The organism is Actinoplanes sp. NPDC023801, assembly GCF_040639655.1.
Taxonomy (GTDB): Bacteria; Actinomycetota; Actinomycetes; order Mycobacteriales; family Micromonosporaceae; genus Actinoplanes.
On sequence record NZ_JBFAAI010000039.1, the window covers coordinates 15,768 to 30,738 of the forward strand.

Annotated in this window: 16 protein-coding genes; 7 read left to right on the forward strand and 9 right to left on the reverse strand. The window is 69.3% G+C overall.

Annotated elements, in window-relative coordinates:
• Positions 1 to 8: 8 nt before the first annotated feature.
• Positions 9 to 2,147, reverse strand: a complete 2,139-nt coding sequence (locus AB0G04_RS39990; RefSeq protein ID WP_360994531.1) for a hypothetical protein — start codon at positions 2,145 to 2,147, stop codon at positions 9 to 11.
• 112 nt (positions 2,148 to 2,259) lie between these two features.
• On the opposite strand from AB0G04_RS39990, the gene AB0G04_RS39995 reads away from it, so the two are divergent.
• Positions 2,260 to 2,730: a hypothetical protein gene (locus tag AB0G04_RS39995; protein WP_360994533.1), complete on the forward strand. Its 471-nt coding sequence runs from the start codon at positions 2,260 to 2,262 to the stop codon at positions 2,728 to 2,730.
• Here the strand turns inward: AB0G04_RS39995 and AB0G04_RS40000 are convergent.
• Genes AB0G04_RS40000 through AB0G04_RS40015 form a run of 4 tightly spaced genes read right to left on the reverse strand, consistent with a single transcriptional unit; the run spans position 2,716 to position 5,782 of the window.
• Complete coding sequence (locus AB0G04_RS40000; RefSeq protein WP_360994536.1) at positions 2,716 to 3,117, reverse strand: ECF transporter S component; 402 nt, start codon at positions 3,115 to 3,117, stop codon at positions 2,716 to 2,718. The genes AB0G04_RS39995 and AB0G04_RS40000 overlap by 15 nt on opposite strands.
• A 12-nt stretch (positions 3,118 to 3,129) precedes the next feature.
• Positions 3,130 to 3,273 (reverse strand): hypothetical protein, encoded by a 144-nt coding sequence (locus tag AB0G04_RS40005; protein WP_360994539.1) that lies wholly within the window; start codon positions 3,271 to 3,273, stop codon positions 3,130 to 3,132.
• Positions 3,270 to 4,040 carry an energy-coupling factor transporter transmembrane component T gene (locus tag AB0G04_RS40010; RefSeq protein ID WP_360994545.1) on the reverse strand — a complete coding sequence of 257 codons (771 nt, stop codon included), beginning with the start codon at positions 4,038 to 4,040 and terminating at the stop codon, positions 3,270 to 3,272. The genes AB0G04_RS40005 and AB0G04_RS40010 overlap by 4 nt, the downstream gene beginning before the upstream one ends.
• Positions 4,037 to 5,782: an ATP-binding cassette domain-containing protein gene (locus AB0G04_RS40015; RefSeq protein ID WP_360994548.1), complete on the reverse strand. Its 1,746-nt coding sequence runs from the start codon at positions 5,780 to 5,782 to the stop codon at positions 4,037 to 4,039. The genes AB0G04_RS40010 and AB0G04_RS40015 overlap by 4 nt, the downstream gene beginning before the upstream one ends.
• Here AB0G04_RS40015 and AB0G04_RS40020 point away from each other — a divergent pair.
• The 3 genes from AB0G04_RS40020 (at position 5,688) to sodN (ending at position 7,007) form a co-directional block, all read left to right on the forward strand.
• Positions 5,688 to 5,984 (forward strand): Ig-like domain-containing protein, encoded by a 297-nt coding sequence (locus tag AB0G04_RS40020; protein WP_360994551.1) that lies wholly within the window; start codon positions 5,688 to 5,690, stop codon positions 5,982 to 5,984. The genes AB0G04_RS40015 and AB0G04_RS40020 overlap by 95 nt on opposite strands.
• 112 nt (positions 5,985 to 6,096) lie before the next feature.
• Positions 6,097 to 6,603, forward strand: a complete 507-nt coding sequence (locus AB0G04_RS40025; protein ID WP_360994554.1) for a flavin reductase family protein — start codon at positions 6,097 to 6,099, stop codon at positions 6,601 to 6,603.
• Positions 6,603 to 7,007, forward strand: a complete 405-nt coding sequence (sodN, locus tag AB0G04_RS40030) for a superoxide dismutase, Ni (protein ID WP_360994556.1) — start codon at positions 6,603 to 6,605, stop codon at positions 7,005 to 7,007. The genes AB0G04_RS40025 and sodN overlap by 1 nt, the downstream gene beginning before the upstream one ends.
• Positions 7,008 to 7,020: 13 nt before the next feature.
• Here the strand turns inward: sodN and AB0G04_RS40035 are convergent, their stop codons facing one another.
• Together AB0G04_RS40035 and AB0G04_RS40040 are read right to left on the reverse strand one after the other, a co-directional pair.
• Positions 7,021 to 7,632 (reverse strand): dihydrofolate reductase family protein, encoded by a 612-nt coding sequence (locus AB0G04_RS40035; RefSeq protein WP_360994559.1) that lies wholly within the window; start codon positions 7,630 to 7,632, stop codon positions 7,021 to 7,023.
• A 91-nt stretch (positions 7,633 to 7,723) separates the two neighbouring features.
• Positions 7,724 to 9,130 carry a glycosyl hydrolase family 18 protein gene (locus AB0G04_RS40040; protein WP_360994562.1) on the reverse strand — a complete coding sequence of 469 codons (1,407 nt, stop codon included), beginning with the start codon at positions 9,128 to 9,130 and terminating at the stop codon, positions 7,724 to 7,726.
• Between the two features lie 247 nt (positions 9,131 to 9,377).
• Between AB0G04_RS40040 and AB0G04_RS40045 the strand changes: the two genes are divergently transcribed.
• Positions 9,378 to 10,466 carry an LCP family protein gene (locus AB0G04_RS40045; protein ID WP_360994700.1) on the forward strand — a complete coding sequence of 363 codons (1,089 nt, stop codon included), beginning with the start codon at positions 9,378 to 9,380 and terminating at the stop codon, positions 10,464 to 10,466.
• Positions 10,467 to 10,852: 386 nt separating this feature from the next.
• On the opposite strand, the gene AB0G04_RS40050 is transcribed toward AB0G04_RS40045, so the two are convergent.
• Positions 10,853 to 12,103 (reverse strand): family 16 glycosylhydrolase, encoded by a 1,251-nt coding sequence (locus tag AB0G04_RS40050; protein WP_360994565.1) that lies wholly within the window; start codon positions 12,101 to 12,103, stop codon positions 10,853 to 10,855.
• 338 nt (positions 12,104 to 12,441) lie between these two features.
• Here AB0G04_RS40050 and AB0G04_RS40055 point away from each other — a divergent pair, with 338 nt between their 5' ends.
• Both AB0G04_RS40055 and AB0G04_RS40060 read left to right on the forward strand, forming a co-directional pair.
• Positions 12,442 to 12,894: a tyrosinase family oxidase copper chaperone gene (locus tag AB0G04_RS40055; RefSeq protein ID WP_360994568.1), complete on the forward strand. Its 453-nt coding sequence runs from the start codon at positions 12,442 to 12,444 to the stop codon at positions 12,892 to 12,894.
• Between the two features lie 3 nt (positions 12,895 to 12,897).
• Positions 12,898 to 13,719 carry a tyrosinase family protein gene (locus AB0G04_RS40060; RefSeq protein WP_360994570.1) on the forward strand — a complete coding sequence of 274 codons (822 nt, stop codon included), beginning with the start codon at positions 12,898 to 12,900 and terminating at the stop codon, positions 13,717 to 13,719.
• On the opposite strand, the gene AB0G04_RS40065 is transcribed toward AB0G04_RS40060, so the two are convergent.
• Positions 13,710 to 14,903 carry a glycosyltransferase 87 family protein gene (locus AB0G04_RS40065; protein WP_360994573.1) on the reverse strand — a complete coding sequence of 398 codons (1,194 nt, stop codon included), beginning with the start codon at positions 14,901 to 14,903 and terminating at the stop codon, positions 13,710 to 13,712. The two genes, AB0G04_RS40060 and AB0G04_RS40065, sit on opposite strands and share 10 nt — an antisense overlap.
• Positions 14,904 to 14,971 lie beyond the last annotated feature (68 nt).

Below are 14,971 nucleotides of genomic sequence, written 5' to 3' on the forward strand. Positions count from 1 at the left end.
AGCCGGAGTTATTCGCGGGGCTGGGGGGTCAGGCGGCGCCACAGCCAGGACGGGAAGACGGCCAGGCCGGAGCCGAAGGCGCTCTGCAGGAACAGATCGGTACCGATGCCGACGCTGCCGGGAGCCCGGCGCAGCACGTGCAGCATGTGCCGGGCCGCGCCGCGGCGGCCGGTCAGTTTGAGGGCGACGCCGAGAGCAAGTTCGGCGCGGAGCGTGTTCGGGTGGGTGTCCCCGACGGCGGTGCGGAAGCCGTGGAAGGCGCCCTCGAAGTGTTCCGCCGCGTCCTCGTTGCGCCGGCTGCGGGCGGCGGTGAAACCGAGCATCAACTCGGCCCGGAAACGAGCGGGATGTTCGGGGGCGAACCGGTCGAGCACGTCGTCACGTACCGCCTGGAGCTCTTTCCGTGCCTCGCCGGGCCGGCCCAGTGCGGTCAGCGCCTCGGCGTGGGCGACCGTCAGCGCGAGGGTCAGACTGTGCCGCGGGCCGTGACTGACGACGTAACGATCACGGAGTCTTTGCAGCTCACGAGCGGTCTCCTCCCAGATCGGCCGATCCTCTTTCGAGTCGGTCAGGGGCGGGACGAGGCGTGCGTCGATCAGCACACGGACGGCCTCTGCCACGGTGACGTGATCGTTGAGGCCCGGGTACGCGTGCGCCGCGACGACACCGGCAGCCCGTCGCCGGGCGGCCGGATGAGCGTCCTCCTCGATCTCGTTGCGGGCCAGCTCCAGCTGAGCCTGCTGCACCTGGTCGAACACCGCCTGCCGGATGCCGAGCCGGTCGATCAGCTCGGTCAGCCCCTGCCGTGCCTCGTCGTGGCGGCCGCGGAGCCGCCGCGACCGCAGGTACGGCAGCGCGGTGTCGTCCTCCGAGGTCAGCAGCGTCCACAGATGGTCGGCGCGGCCGGTCTCGCCGAGTTCGTCGAGGACTTCGGCGAGCAGGAGCCGGGCCCGGTGCCGTAGCGCCGGATCGGTGGCGAGCGGCACCGCGCGTTCGGCGCAGTCCCGCGCCTCCCCGGGTTCACCGCAGGCGCGCATGATCTCGGCGGCCTCGACGAGCACGGCCGGGTCGTCGAAGTGCCGTCCGGCGAGTTCCCGGTGGTGCGCGAGGGTGAGGAGCGGTTCGCGCAGTGCGGTGACCCGCCGGTGCAGCCGGTCCACAATGGCCGGCGGCAGGTCGGGACGGCCGGAGAGCCGGGCCGCATGCCGGTTGACCAGGAACGATTCGACCGGATCGGACCACGGATGGTCGATGACGGCGTCGGCGAGGCGCCGGGCCAGTGCCGTCCAGTCGACGGGCGGCAGATGCTGCCGGGCCGCGTCACGGACCAGCGAGGGCACCTGCCAGGCACCGTCGACCGGTTCGGCGAGCAGCTCTCGGTGCAGTTCCTCGACGGCCTCCTCGGCGCCGGGCCGGCCGAGCAGCAGGCGCAGCAGTCCGGGCGGCATGGCGGCCGGTGAGCTGAGTGCGGAGTATCGCAGCACCCGGCACGCGGTCTCGCCGAGTCCGTCGAACCGGTCGCGGAGCAGCATGGTGAGCGGTGACGAGGCGGTGGCCAGCCGGTCGGCCAGGTCGGCCGCGCTGTGTTTGCGCAGCGCGAGAGCGGCCAGGCGAAGGGCCAGCGGGTGTCCGCCGACCAGCTCGGCGATCTCCGGGCCGCCTTCGGTGCCGAGGATTCCGGCCGCGTCGTCGCCGGCCATCGGCCCGAGGTCGAGCACCGGCGCCGGGACGCCGGGGACACCCCGGCTGGTGATCAGCACGGTACGCAGGCGCCGGCCGGCCGGGCGCACACTGAGCCAGTCGACCAGGTCACCGGTGTGCCCGCCGGGGATGTCGTCGACGATCAGCAGGCTCGGGCCGGGTTCGGCCGCGATCCGCTCGGCGAAGACCTCGAGGACGTCGCTGACCTGTGGATTGCCCATCCGGGCGCGAAGTCCGGCGGCCAGGGTGGCGGCCATCTCGCCGGGGTCGGCACTGCTGCCGGACAGACTGACCGACCAGACCCCGCCGGGGTGGACGCCGTCCGAGGCGTACGCGGTGGCGAGCGCCGACTTGCCGATCCCGGGAGGACCGGTCAGCACGCACACCCCGCTCTCGGTGAGCGCGGTCCGCAGCTCCCGCAGTTCGGTTCGGCGTCCGATGAACACGCGCAGGAAGATACCGACCGTCCGGCCGGTCCGCTCGGGCGGCGCTCGGAGGTGTCACTCACATGATCTGCTGGCGGATGTGCCCTAGCTTGATCACATGACTGTGCGTCGCATGAGCTCACGCCGCGTAGCGTTGACGGCGAGCTTCCTCGCCCTGGCCGCCGGTGGTGCCGCCGCCTGCGACAGTCCGGAACCCGAGGTCGTGGAGTACGAGACGGTGACCTCCGCCGACGATCCCTACGTCGAGCCGGAGTCCGGGCCCGAGCCGGAGGACGAGGACGAGGACGCGTACGAGGACGAGGTGTTCTACTGCGCCGACGAGGAAGGCACCGTCGTCGACGAGGAGTACTGCGACGACGGGTACACCGGGGCCGGCACCTTCCTCCTCTGGCACTCCCCGTCGTACTCCCGGGATCTCCGGCCCGGCACGCTGCTGGACGCCGACGGCGCCTACATCTCCCCGGGCGACCGGGCGGGCCGGAAGTCGTTCGGCCTTCCGGCGACCGGCCCGGTCTCCAACGGCACCATCAAGACGGGTGTCGTGGGTAAGAGCGGCAGCGGAACCGGCTCATCGGGCGGCTGACATCGGTACCGGCGCGATGCCGCGGGCCACACCGGCCGCGGTCAGCCGTTTCGCGACGACCAGGCCGATCTGGGTGAAGGCGGCCGTGCTGACGAACAGCAGGCCGACGAAGGCGATCTGGGCGGCGAGCGCCATGTCGCCGATGTTGTAGAAGGCGAACGAGGCCGGCGCGTAGTACAGCTGGAACAGCGCCCCGGTCAGGAAGAACAGCCAGGGCCGCCAGATCCAGTAGCGGGTGATCAGGAAGCCGGCCTCCAGTGCGGCACCGACCATCAGGTTGGTGACGATGGCGCTCGGCCCGGCCGGGGACGCGACGGCGATGATGCCGGCCAGGAACATGGTCACCAACGCCACCCCGGGACGACGCAGTACGGCGAGGGCGATCACCGGTCCGAGGAATCACACACCGGCCATCGCGGCGTAGATCAGCGGAAACGTCGCGGAGACGGCGAACCCGACGAAGTTGGCCGGGATCAGCAGGACGCCGGTGGCGGCGCCGATCGCCGCGCACGCCATCAGGTAACGGGTGGTGAAGGTCTTCATCCGAGGGCTCCAGAGAGGTGAGGTACGAAACACACGGCGAGCAGCCAGGCGGCCAGCACGGCGTCGCGCGGGCGCAGCGGCACCCGGCGGCGTTCGGTCCGGGTCCGGTGCGCGCCGAATCCGCGAGCCTCCATCGCGAGCGAGACCCGGTCACCGTGCCGCATGGCTCCGGCGAGCAGCGGTACGGCATAGCCGCCGTACCGCCGCAGGGTGGCCACCGGCCCGCGTGCGCCGTCCACGCCACGAACCCGGTGCGCCAGCCGGATGATCTCCAGGTCGCGCTGGAACCGGGGCACGAACCGCATCGCCGCGAACCCGGCGTACCCGACCCGGTACGGCACCCGCAGATGCGCGACCATCGAGCGGACCAGGTCAGGCCCGTCGGTGGTGAGACCCGCGATCAGGGCCAGCAGCATCACGGCCGCCACCCGCAGGCCGGTGGCGAGCCCGGTGAACAGCGCGCCGGACCAGAGCGTGAACGGCCCGATCTCGAGCAGCGCAGTGGTGTGGCCGACGCGGGCCGAGTCCGTCCACACCCCGAACGACACGGTCAGCAACACGACCAGCAGCGGCGGCCCGGCCAGGGTCCAGAACAGCGTCCGCCCGCGCGGGCCACCGCCGATCAGCAGCATGAGCAGCGCGATCGCACCGATCGCGGCCGGTGTCCACAGATCGCGGGACAGCGCCACGACGATCATCGCGGGCACCGGCGCAAGCGTCTTGACCACCGGGTTGTACGAACGCAGCGACCGGATCGAGTCGCTCATCGGGCGGTCGCCAGCGCGGGCAGATCGGCGAGCCGGGTCAGCCCGTGCCAGCCGGGATGACGGGTGAGCGCACGGGCGGCACGGGCGATCGGTGGCGGACGAAGCCCCGCGGCGGCCAGCACGCCCGCGTCGGCAAACACGTCGGCTGGTGTCCCGTCGGCGATCACCCGGCCGCCGGCCAGCACCAGGAGCCGGGTCGCGTACTCGGCGATCAGATGCATGTCGTGGCTGACCACGACGATCGTGGTGCCGTCCGCGTGCAGGCCGTCGAGCAGGTCGAGCAGTTCGGCGGCGCGTTCCCGGTCCTGGCCGAACGTAGGCTCGTCGAGTACCAGCACCTTCGGCTGCGTGACCAGGGCGGTGCCGACCGACAACCGGCGTTTCTGGCCGCCGGACAGCAGGAACGGGTGCACGGCCCGCAGCTCACGCAGGCCGAGGCGGTCCAGCAGGTCCTCGACGCGCGCGTCGATCTCAGTCTGCGGCCGCCGGAGAACCTTCATCCCGTACGCCAGCTCGTCGTCGACCCGGTTGGTGAGGAACTGGTGCTCCGGGTTCTGGAACACGAACCCGGCCGGCCCGGTCACCTCGACCGTCCCGCGCGGCACCCCGATGACCCCGGCGACAGCCTGGGCCAGGGTGGTCTTGCCGGCCCCGTTGGCGCCGGCCACCGCGACGAACTCGCCGGATCCGATGGACAGCGAGATGTCGTGCAGGACCGCCTTCGGTCCGCGGTGGACGGTCATCCCGCGTACCCGCACCGAGGTCTCGGTGATGACCGGAACTGCCGGCCGGACCACGGGAGCCGGCAGCCCGGGAACCGTGTCGAGGCCGGCGGCAAGCTCGGCCGGGGTCAGCGGCAGAGGCTCCAGCGGGATCCCGGCCGCCCGCAACCGCAGCGCCGCGAGGGTGGCGACCGGCAGCCACACGCCGAGCTCGACCAGCTCGTCCACGTGGCCGGTGACGATCGTCCGGGCCGGGCCGTCGAGCACCACCCGCCCGGCGGCGTCGAGCACGATGATCCGGTCGACGAAGTCGATGGCCGCGTCCAGGTCGTGCTCGACCAGCAGCACCGCGCGGTCCCGTCCGGCGGCGATCTCCCGCAGCGTGCGGTAGACCTCGTCGACCCCGGCCGGGTCGAGGTTCGCGGTCGGTTCGTCGAGGACCAGCACGGGGGTACGCAACGCGAGCGCGCAGGCGATGGCGAGGCGCTGCCGGCCGCCGCCGGAGAGCCGGTCCGGGTCGTCGTCGCGACGGTCCCACAGGCCGACGCGGCGCAGTGCCTCCTCGGCCCGGTCCAGTACCTCGGCGGCGGGGAGCAGCAGGTTCTCGGGCCCGAAGCAGACCTCGTCGAGGACGCTCGCGGTGACGATCTGGGCGTCCGGGTCCTGGAAGACCATGGCCACGTCACGGGCCAGGGCGGGGACCGGGGTACCGGCGGTGTCCCGGCCGGCGACGGTCACGCTGCCGTCCATGCGCGCGCCGATGACCTGCGGGATCAGGCCGTTGGCGGTGAGCGTGAGGGTGGATTTCCCGCATCCGGATAGGCATACCTCATTACCGCGCCTGTCACGGAGCGGGTCGCGCGCCTCACGGTCGGTCGATAGCCTGAGATCGTCTACTTCAGACACGGGGGAATGCGAAGTGAAAATGCTGTCTGCCCTGGCCCCTGCGGCCGCGGCCATCTGCTCACCGCCACACCCGCGCTCGCGGTGCCACCACCGCCGCCCGCCGAGGGGCCGCATCAAGGCCAAGTCGTGGGACCTCAACGGCATCGATGGTGTCGAACTCCTGGTCGACGGTGAAGTGGTGGCCACCGACGCCGGGAGCGCCTACAGCTTCACCATCGACCCGGAGAACCACGGCCCAGAATTCAAGGTCCAGCTCCGTGCGTACGACCGCGGGGGCAACGAGACGACGAGCAGCGAACGCACCGACCGTCGCTGAGTGATGTGATCGGGGCCTCCCGGCACGCCGGGCCCCGGCCGTTGACCTCAATTAAGGTTGAGGATTTAACGTCGTTTCCGTCGGCGGCGAGGGGCGAGGTGAGGAACCAGTGTTGAGCAGGATCGAGACCGGCCTCGGCGATCGGTTCAAGGCCGCCTTCCGCCGCTATCCGACCGGCATCGCGGTGATCGCGGCGCATGGACCGCACGGCCCTGCCGGGCTGACCGCGTCGAGTGTGGCGTCGGTCTCGGTCGATCCGCCCGCGCTCTCATTCTCGGTGATCGGCTCCCGCTCGGCGCGGGCGATCCTGGAGGCGCCCAGTTTCACCGTCAATCTCCTGGGTGCCGGGCATGCCGGTCTGGCTCGTGACTTTGCCCGGACCGGTGGCCCCCGGTTCACCCCCGAGCAGGGCTGGAGTGTGCTGCCGACCGGTGAGCCGGTCCTGCCCGGTGCCCAGGCGAGCCTGCGGGCCGCACCGCTGCACCTGATCCCGGTCGGCGACTCCACCGTCGTGGTCGCCACGGTGCTGGAGGTGCTGCTCGGCCCGGCCGGGGGACGGCTCGTGCACCATGACCGCGAGTTCTTCACACACGAACACGGAAACGGAAACGGAAACTGATGCGACTGCCCCGCCTGTTCACCCCGCGTACCGTCGTCAGCGCGCACTGCGACCTGCCGTGCGGCGTCTACGACCCGGCCCAGGCCCGGATCGAGGCCGAGTCGATCCGGGCGATCGCCGAGAAATACCAGGCCAACGAGGACCCCGAGTTCCGCACCCGTGCGCTGATCATCAAGGAGCAGCGGGCCGAACTGGTCAAGCACCACCTGTGGGTGCTGTGGACCGACTACTTCAAGGCACCGCATTTCGAGAAGTACCCGCAGCTGCACCAGCTCTTCAACGAGGCCACCAAGCTGGCCGGAGCCGGCGGCGCCAAGGGCTCGATCGACCCGGCGGTCGCCGACCGGCTGCTCGCGAAGATCGAGGAGATCAGCAAGATCTTCTGGGAGACCAAGCAGAGCTGATCCCCGGATGACGTCACTTCCCTTCGGGGAAGTCCTTGACGTCGGAGTATCCGGCCGGCGCGGGGGCCTCCGCGGGTGCGTAGATCACCCGGAGCACGCCGGTCGGGTAGGCCTCCGTGGCCAGCACCTTCAGGTGCTGGACCGGGCGCCCCTCGGCGAACAGCCGCTCGCCCTTACCGGCGGCCACCGGGTGCACCAGCAGCCGCAGCTCGTCGATCAGTCCGGCGGCGAGCAGCTGATGCACGACGTCGAGGGACCCCGGGATGAGGATGCCCTTGATGCTCTCGTCCGCCTTCAGCGCCCGGACGGCGTCGGTCAGGTCGCCGTCGATGAGTTCCGAGTTACGCCAGGTGAACTTCAGGTCCTGCCGGGAGGCGACCACCTTGCGCATGTCACCGAGCTGCTTGGCGAACGGCGCGTCGTCACCGCCGGCGGCCTCCCGCTCCGGCCAGGCACCGGCGAAGCTGTCGTATGTGTTCCGCCCGATCAGCAGCACGTCCGCGGTGTCGTAGTCCTCGCTGACCGCGCGGCCCATGTTCTCGTCGAAGTAGGGGAAGTGCCAGTCCGGGTCGATCTCGGCAACGCCGTCGGCCGCGATGAACAGGGTGGAGATGACCTTCGCCATGGTGGTGGCCCTTCGTGTCGGTGGTCTCGATCAGTAGACCGGGCCACCGACACGAACTCATCGGTCCGGGCGAAAATCGGTACGGAAGAAATCAGTTGAGAGCGTTCAGGAACGGTTCGTGGCTGTTCTTGAACTCCCAGCTGTAGAAGCGGTCCCAGTTGATCGACCACGTCATCAGGCCACGGAAGTTCGGGTTGAGGCCGCTGCGCGGGGTGTATCCGCCACAGGTGGTGCCCTTGACCAGGCAGTTCACTGCCTGCTGCACACCGGCCGGAGCGACGTACCCGTTACCGGCGCTGACCGAGCTGGGCGCTCCGAACGCGATCTGGTCCTCGCGCAGCCCCGGGAACACGTTCGCGGTGTTGCCGGCGACCGGGAATCCGGCAAGCAGCATGTCGGTCATCGCGATGTGGAAGTCGGCGCCGCCCATCGAGTGGTACTGGTTGTCCAGGCCCATGATCGAGCCGGAGTTGTAGTCCTGGACGTGCAGCACGGTGATGTCGTTGCGCAGTGCGTGGATGACCGGCAGGTACGACCCGGCGCGCGGGTCCTGGCCGCCCCACGGGCCCGACCCGTAGTACTGGTAGCCGAGCTGGACGAAGAACGTCTCCGGGGCCATGGTCAGTACGAAGCCGGCGCCGTACCGCGCCTTGAGTGATCTGAGGGCGCTGATCAGGTTGACGATGACCGGGGTGGTCGGGTTCTTGAAGTCGGTGTCGCCGGTGTTGAGCGACAGCGAGTGGCCCTCGAAGTCGATGTCGACGCCGTCCAGGCCGTACTTGTCGATGATCGCGCTGACCGAGCTGACGAACCGGTCCCGGGCGGCCGTGGTGGTGAGCTGCACCTGACCGTTCTGCCCGCCGATGGAGAGCAGCACCTTCTTGCCGGCCTGACGCTTGGCCTTGATGGCGGCGATGAACTGGGCCTCGGTCTCCACGCCGGGACACTCGGCTGCCGGGCAGAGGGTGAACCGGATGTCACCGGAGGTCACGCTGGTCGGTTCACCGAAGGAGAGGTTGATGATGTCCCACTCGGCGGGCACGTCGGCCATCTTCAGGTACCCGGCGCCGTTGGCGAAGCTGGCGTGCAGGTATCCGATGAGCGCGTGCTTGGGCAGCCCACCGACCGGGATCGGGGTGCTCGGTGAGGTGGACGGGCTCGGCGACGTGCTCGGGGACGGCGACGTGGACGGGCTCGTCGACGCTGACGGGGATGGGCTGGTCACCGACGGGGACGGGTTGGTCGTACCGCCGCAGGCGCCGTTGTTGACCCACACGTCCCACTGGCTGCTCTTGAGGGCCGGGTCCTCGCCCTGGGTCCACCACTTGGCGGTGTAGTTGTTGCCGCCCTTGGAGGCGACGTTGTCCTTGACGTAGACGGAGGAGGCGCTCCAGGCGGGAGCACAGGCCACGGCCGCATTCGCGGTGGAGGCCACGTAGACGAGGGAGCCCGCGGCGGCCAGGGTCGCTGCCGTGGCCAGGAGAACGGATCGACGCATGGCTAATTATTAGGACTGTTAACTGATTCTGTAAACACCACGGATCGAACCCGGTGGGAGCGACAGCCGTAAGGGACTAGGGTGGCACCGGCCACTCGGGCCATCCAGACGGTTGCCCCGGCCACGTACGGTCGTGGGATCATGCGTGTTCGATGTCGGAGCAGGGGTAGGAGAACGGTTGCCTAGGTCAGCGAAGCGGCGCACACCCCTGTGGGCGCGACTGTGCGCCGCGTTCGGCGCCGTCCTCATGGTCGTCAGTGGTGGCACCCTGATCACGGGCCAGACCCTGATCGCCAAGTACACCGGCGGCATCACCAATGAGGGCCTGCTCGAAGGCGATGCCGCACAGGCCGCCACGAGGAAGGAAGACATCAAGGGCCCGCTGACGATCCTGCTCGTCGGCATCGACCCGCGTAAGCCGGAGACCCCGCCGCTGTCCGACTCGATCCTGATCGCCCACATTCCGGCCGACATGAGCACGGCGTACCTGTTCTCGATGCCCCGCGACCTCTACGTGGAGATCCCCGCCGACTCGAAGTCGGGCGTCCGGGCACACCGCGGGAAGATCAACTCCGCGATGGCGCTCGGTAGCCAGGTGAACGGCAAGATCGACGTTACGAACGGCTTCAAGCTGCTCTCCAAGACGGTGCGCAACTACACCGGGATCGAGCAGTTCGATGCCGCGGCGATCATCAACTTCGGCGGGTTCAAGGACATGGTCGAGGCGCTCGGCGGCGTGTCCATGGTCATCGACATGGACGTGAAGTCGGAGCACCTGACTCCCCAGGGCAGGCAGCGCCCGCGCAAGCCCGGCTGCCCGGTGACCTCCAAGTGCGAGCACCCCTACACCGGCCCGCAGGCGTACTACAAGAAGAGCACCAAGCCGGTCCGGCTCCAGCCGTGGCAGGCGCTCGACTACGTCCGCCAGCGGTACCCGAACGTCGAGGGTGTCCCGATGAGCGACTACGACCGGCAGCGGCACCAGCAGCAGTTCATCAAGGCCATGGCCAAAGAGGCGATGAGCAAGGGCGTCATCACCGACGTCGGCAAGATGACGAAGATCCTGAACGCGGCCGGCAAGTCGCTGACCTTCGCCGGTGGCGGCAACAGCCCGATCGACTGGGCGCTGGCGCTCAAGGACGTCAACGTCGACGACATGGTCACCGTCAAGCTGCCCGGTGGGGGCAAGTACGAGAACCCCGCCAACAACACGGGCTACCTCGGCGAGGAGTTCCGCCCGGCGTCCCTGGCCGAGGACTTCTTCACGGCGGTCAAGCAGGACCGGGTCGCGCAGTTCCTGCTCGACCACCCGGACATCGTGAACATGGACAGCTAGGTTCTGTCTCGCGGCTCTTTACGGTCAGGTACGGCGCGCAGCCAGTCGAGCATCTCGATCAGGTCGAGGGTGGCCTGGCGGTTGGCGCCGTGCTTGTCGTAGCGAGTGGCGACACGCGCCCGTGTCTGCGTCGATTGAAGCCGCGTTCGGCCTGCTTACGGCGGCGGTACCCAATCGGGTCGAACGCGGGTGGCCGGCGGGCTCGGGCATGTCCCGCCACGGCGAACCGGTGCGTGATCCGCGAGACAGCACCTCGCCCCCTAACACCAAGCGTGGTGACCCGCGGTCTGGATTCGACCGCGAGTCACCACGCTTTGTTCTGGGTCCAGGATGCGTGGTGACCTGCGGTGCGGATTCGACCGCAAGTCACCACGCGGGTGTGAAACTCAGGCCCTGGTCCACTTCTGGTTGGCGGCGCCGACGCAGTCCCACAGGTGGAGCGGGGCGCCGTTGGCGCTGTTCAAGCCGGCGATGTCGACACACTTGTTGGCCGAGACGTTCACCAGGTCACCGGCTGCGGAGAGGGTGAACCGCTGCACCGGGTTGCCGTTGCAGGTGACCAGCTGGATCGGGGTGCCGTTGGTCAGCGCACCACCGGCCGGGTCCATGCACTTGCCCATCGCACGCAGGGTGCCGTCGCTGTTGAACGTCCACTTCTGAGCGGCACTGCCGTTGCAGTCCCACATCTGCAGCCGCGCACCGTCGACCGGGTTCGCGCCCGGGATGTCGATGCACTTGGCGTTGAAGTTGCTCTTCAGCGCGTTGCCAGTGGTGGCCGGCGGCGGGGTGGTGGAGTCGTTCCAGGCCGAGACGCGCACCCAGTCGACCAGCATGGTCTGCGGGAACGACGTGGAGGCGTCCGGGCTGCCCGGCCAGTTGCCGCCGACCGCCACGTTCAGGATCAGGAAGAACGGGTGGTCGAAGACCCACTGACGGCCGCCGAGTGAGGCCGGGGTGACGCGGAAGTACTCACTGCCGTCGACGTACCAGACGATCAGGTTCGGGGACCATTCCACCGCGTACGAGTGGAAGGCGTCCCCCAGCGGCGCGGAGAAGGTCCGGTTGCCGCCGATCGCGCTGCCGCCGGAGTAGCCGGGGCCGTGGATCGTGCCGTAGAGCTTGTTCGGCTCCTTGCCGACGTTCTCCATGATGTCGATCTCGCCGGACTGCGGCCAGCCGACGCTGCCCAGGTTGTCGCCGAGCATCCAGAACGCCGGCCAGATGCCCTGACCTCTCGGCACCTTGATGCTGGCCTCGAACCGGCCGTAGCGCTGGGTGAACTTGCCCGAGGTGAGGATCCGGCCGGACGTGTACTGGCACGAGCCGTACCAGCACTGGTAGCCGGCCGGGTTCTCCTTGCGGGCGGTGATCGCCAGGTGGCCCTGGCCGTCCTGCCGGACGTTGTTGGTGGAGTTGGTGTAGTACTGCAGCTCGCTGTTGCCGAAGCCGCCACCGCCGACGTCGAAGTTCCACTTGGAACCGTCGATCGCGGCGCCGGACGCTCCGTTGAACTCGTCGGACCAGGTCACCGGGCCGATCGCGGCGTCCGCCGTGTCACCGCTCGATGCCACGGTCAGGGCGCCGGCCAGGGTGACCGCCACGACGGCGGCACCAAGCAGAGTGCGTAACCCACGCATGGGGAACCTCCTGGGGGAGAGGGATGTACTGGAAACAGTGTTTGTAGTTCGACTGCCGTCAGTCAATGGGGACGGGTTCCGGAACCGTCGATAACACCTTTTTCATCCCTACACGGAACGACCCCTCGGGGCCAATGCGGCTTATGACGGTTTCGAGCGGCGAATTATGCCGCTGATTAAACAATCGTTAAGGCATTAAGAACGCCTATCTATGGCCTACGACACCATTCCGTACAACGTTGCGCCACTCATGTATGTTCAGTTGCGCCGGACCGGTCGAATACCCGCTCCGAGCTGCCCAAAAGGTGTTAAGAAACAATTCTTCGGGGAGTCGCAAGATGACGCCATCCACCGTCGTCAATAGACGCGCAGTGCTCCGCTACAGCGCCGCCACCGCGGCCGTTGCAAGCGGATTCGCCGGCGCCCAGATTATGGCCAATCCGGCCGCCGGGGCGGACCCGCGCGACTTCGAAATCGAATACCGGGGCAAGCGCATCCGTGGCGTGCACGTCGGTGCGCAGGAGATCCAGTCGCTCGGCCGGAACCGGAACCGGTCGCACGAGGTGTTCATCAACGACCGCAAGCTTGCCGTCATGGAGATCGAACTGCCGGCCGCCGGAGGCGGCGTGACGGTCGGGTTCATCAGCGCGATCAACCACTACGAGCCGGTTCTGATCGACACCGGCCGCAACCGGACCGGACTCCTCAAACTCACCAAGCGGGCGGTCGACGTCCTCGGTGACACCGAACTGACCCCGATGGCCGGCGTGGCCCACGAGCACGGGCGGTGAGGCATGGGCATCCGTAAGAACGCACGCGACCTGACCAGCGCAGAGAAGGCGGCCTTCGTGGCCGCCGTGAAGGCGCTGAAGACCCGGACGACCGGCCGCAACTACGACTGGTTCGTCACCACCCACATCAACTTCTTCGCCGCCGTCGGCGGGATCCGGTACGCCCACCAGTCCCCGTCGTTCCTGCCCTGGCACCGGCAGTACCTGATCGAGTTCGAGAGGGCGCTCCAGTCCGTCGACCCGGCCGTGAACCTGCCGTACTGGGACTGGACCACGGACCGGACCGTGACCGGTGTGCCGTTCACCGCCGACCTCATGGGCGGCAACGGCTCCGGGGGCAACGGTCCGGTCACCACCGGCCCGTTCGCCGGTGCAACGAACTGGCGGATCAACGTGAGCCCGTCCTCCTCGACGTCGCTGCGGCGCGCCATGGGCAGCGGCACCCTGCCGACCACCGCGCAGGTCGACTCGGTGCTCGGTGTCTCGGCGTACGACGCGGCTCCGTGGAACAGCTCGGCCACCGGTGGCATGCGCAACCGGATGGAGGGCTGGCAGTCGCCGAACCTGCACAACCGGGCCCACGTCTGGGTCGGCGGGCACATGGGTCAGCAGGACTCCCCCAACGACCCGGTGTTCTGGCTGCACCACTGCAACATCGACCGCCTCTGGTCGCGCTGGCAGACACGCTGGGGCTTCGACTCCGGCCGCTACCTGCCGGCGGCCGGCACCTCCGGTGTCGTCGACCTGAACGAGGCCATGCAGCCGTGGCCGGGTGTCACCCCGGCCAGCGTGCTCGACCACCGGGCGACGTACACCTACGCCTGAGGGGGCCGCTCGGGGTCCGCTGCCGCCGTCCGGCGGCGGATCCCGGGCGTGGTGCCGGCCGGCCGCAGGACGGGCAGGCAGACGGCGAGCGCGAGCGCCAGCCAGAGCCGGGCGTTGCCCAGGACTAACTCGGCACCGGGCAGGCGGGCTCCGTGGGACGTCACCGGCAGGATCATGATCGCCAGCACCACCGCGATCCAGACGAACCGTGCCCGCGGGCCTGCTCCGGCCGCCACCAGCACGGCCAGCACCAGCCACACCTGGTGGTGGGTCCAGGAGACCGGGGAGAAGACCAGCCCGGCGGCGCCGACGATCACGGCGGCGAGCAGCGGACGGCCCTGCCGGTACGCCAGTGAGGCCCGATAGAGGGCCACGGCCACCACGATGATCCCGAGAATCCCGGCGATCGCGGCGCGCGCGGACTCGGGCACCTCGGCGCGCAGCAGAGCGCCGTTCAGCGACTGGTTGCCGCCGGTGGCGATGTGGCCCACCCGGTTGACGTTCCAGATCTCGGTGAACCAGAACCGCACCGAGTCGGACGGCAGGATCAGCCAGGCGAGGGCCGTACCGCAGAGGAAGGTGATCGTCGAGACGATCGCCGTGCGGCGCTGACCCGAGAACCAGTAGTACGGCACGAAGATCATCGGGGTCAGCTTGATCGCGCCGGCGACACCGGTCGCGACTCCACGCCATCGTTCCGGTACCACCGCGAGCGCGTCCACTGCGACGAGAGCCACCAGGAATACGCTGACCTGCCCGAACCTGAAGTTGCTGGAGATCGGTGCGGAGGCGAACAGCGCGATCGCGAGCAGCGGTGCCAGCAGGCGCCGATCGAACCGGCGGATCTCCGACCGGCCGGCCACCGCCCACGCCAGGGCCGCCACGACCGCGAAGGTGCAGATCCCCCAGAGCGGCGCCAGGACCGCGAACGGGATCGGATGCAGGGGCGCGAGGACGAGACCCGCGAACGGTGGGTACGTGAAGGGCGCGGCCCCGTTCTGAGCGGCGAAGTCGTAGAGGGTCCCGCCGCGCCAGAGGTCCGCGACAGCGCCGAGATAGACCTGCAGATCGGAGAGCCGGTCACCGGGTGAGCGCCGGAGCCCGCCCCACGCCTGGAGCGTCGCGACGACCGCCGCCAGCGCCCACGCGACGGCTGTCCACCGGCGCCGAACCGGAGGGCGCACCGCCGGACCCACTGCCATCTACCACCCTGTCGTTCAGCAAAAGGCACAGTGTAGACACCGTGCGGCAA

What these genes read in the sequence shown, in the direction of transcription:
- sodN (WP_360994556.1), top strand. Translation starts at nt 6,603, where the DNA reads ATGCGACTGCCCCGCCTGTTCACCCCGCGTACCGTCGTCAGCGCGCAC.
- AB0G04_RS40060 (WP_360994570.1), top strand. Translation starts at nt 12,898, where the DNA reads ATGGGCATCCGTAAGAACGCACGCGACCTGACCAGCGCAGAGAAGGCG.
- AB0G04_RS39995 (WP_360994533.1), top strand. Translation starts at nt 2,260, where the DNA reads ATGAGCTCACGCCGCGTAGCGTTGACGGCGAGCTTCCTCGCCCTGGCC.
- AB0G04_RS40040 (WP_360994562.1), bottom strand. Translation starts at nt 9,130, where the DNA reads ATGCGTCGATCCGTTCTCCTGGCCACGGCAGCGACCCTGGCCGCCGCG.
- AB0G04_RS40035 (WP_360994559.1), bottom strand. Translation starts at nt 7,632, where the DNA reads ATGGCGAAGGTCATCTCCACCCTGTTCATCGCGGCCGACGGCGTTGCC.
- AB0G04_RS40055 (WP_360994568.1), top strand. Translation starts at nt 12,442, where the DNA reads ATGACGCCATCCACCGTCGTCAATAGACGCGCAGTGCTCCGCTACAGC.
- AB0G04_RS40045 (WP_360994700.1), top strand. Translation starts at nt 9,378, where the DNA reads ATGGTCGTCAGTGGTGGCACCCTGATCACGGGCCAGACCCTGATCGCC.
- AB0G04_RS40015 (WP_360994548.1), bottom strand. Translation starts at nt 5,782, where the DNA reads ATGCGGCCCCTCGGCGGGCGGCGGTGGTGGCACCGCGAGCGCGGGTGT.
- AB0G04_RS40005 (WP_360994539.1), bottom strand. Translation starts at nt 3,273, where the DNA reads ATGAAGACCTTCACCACCCGTTACCTGATGGCGTGCGCGGCGATCGGC.
- AB0G04_RS40020 (WP_360994551.1), top strand. Translation starts at nt 5,688, where the DNA reads ATGCTGTCTGCCCTGGCCCCTGCGGCCGCGGCCATCTGCTCACCGCCA.
- AB0G04_RS40010 (WP_360994545.1), bottom strand. Translation starts at nt 4,040, where the DNA reads ATGAGCGACTCGATCCGGTCGCTGCGTTCGTACAACCCGGTGGTCAAG.
- AB0G04_RS40050 (WP_360994565.1), bottom strand. Translation starts at nt 12,103, where the DNA reads ATGCGTGGGTTACGCACTCTGCTTGGTGCCGCCGTCGTGGCGGTCACC.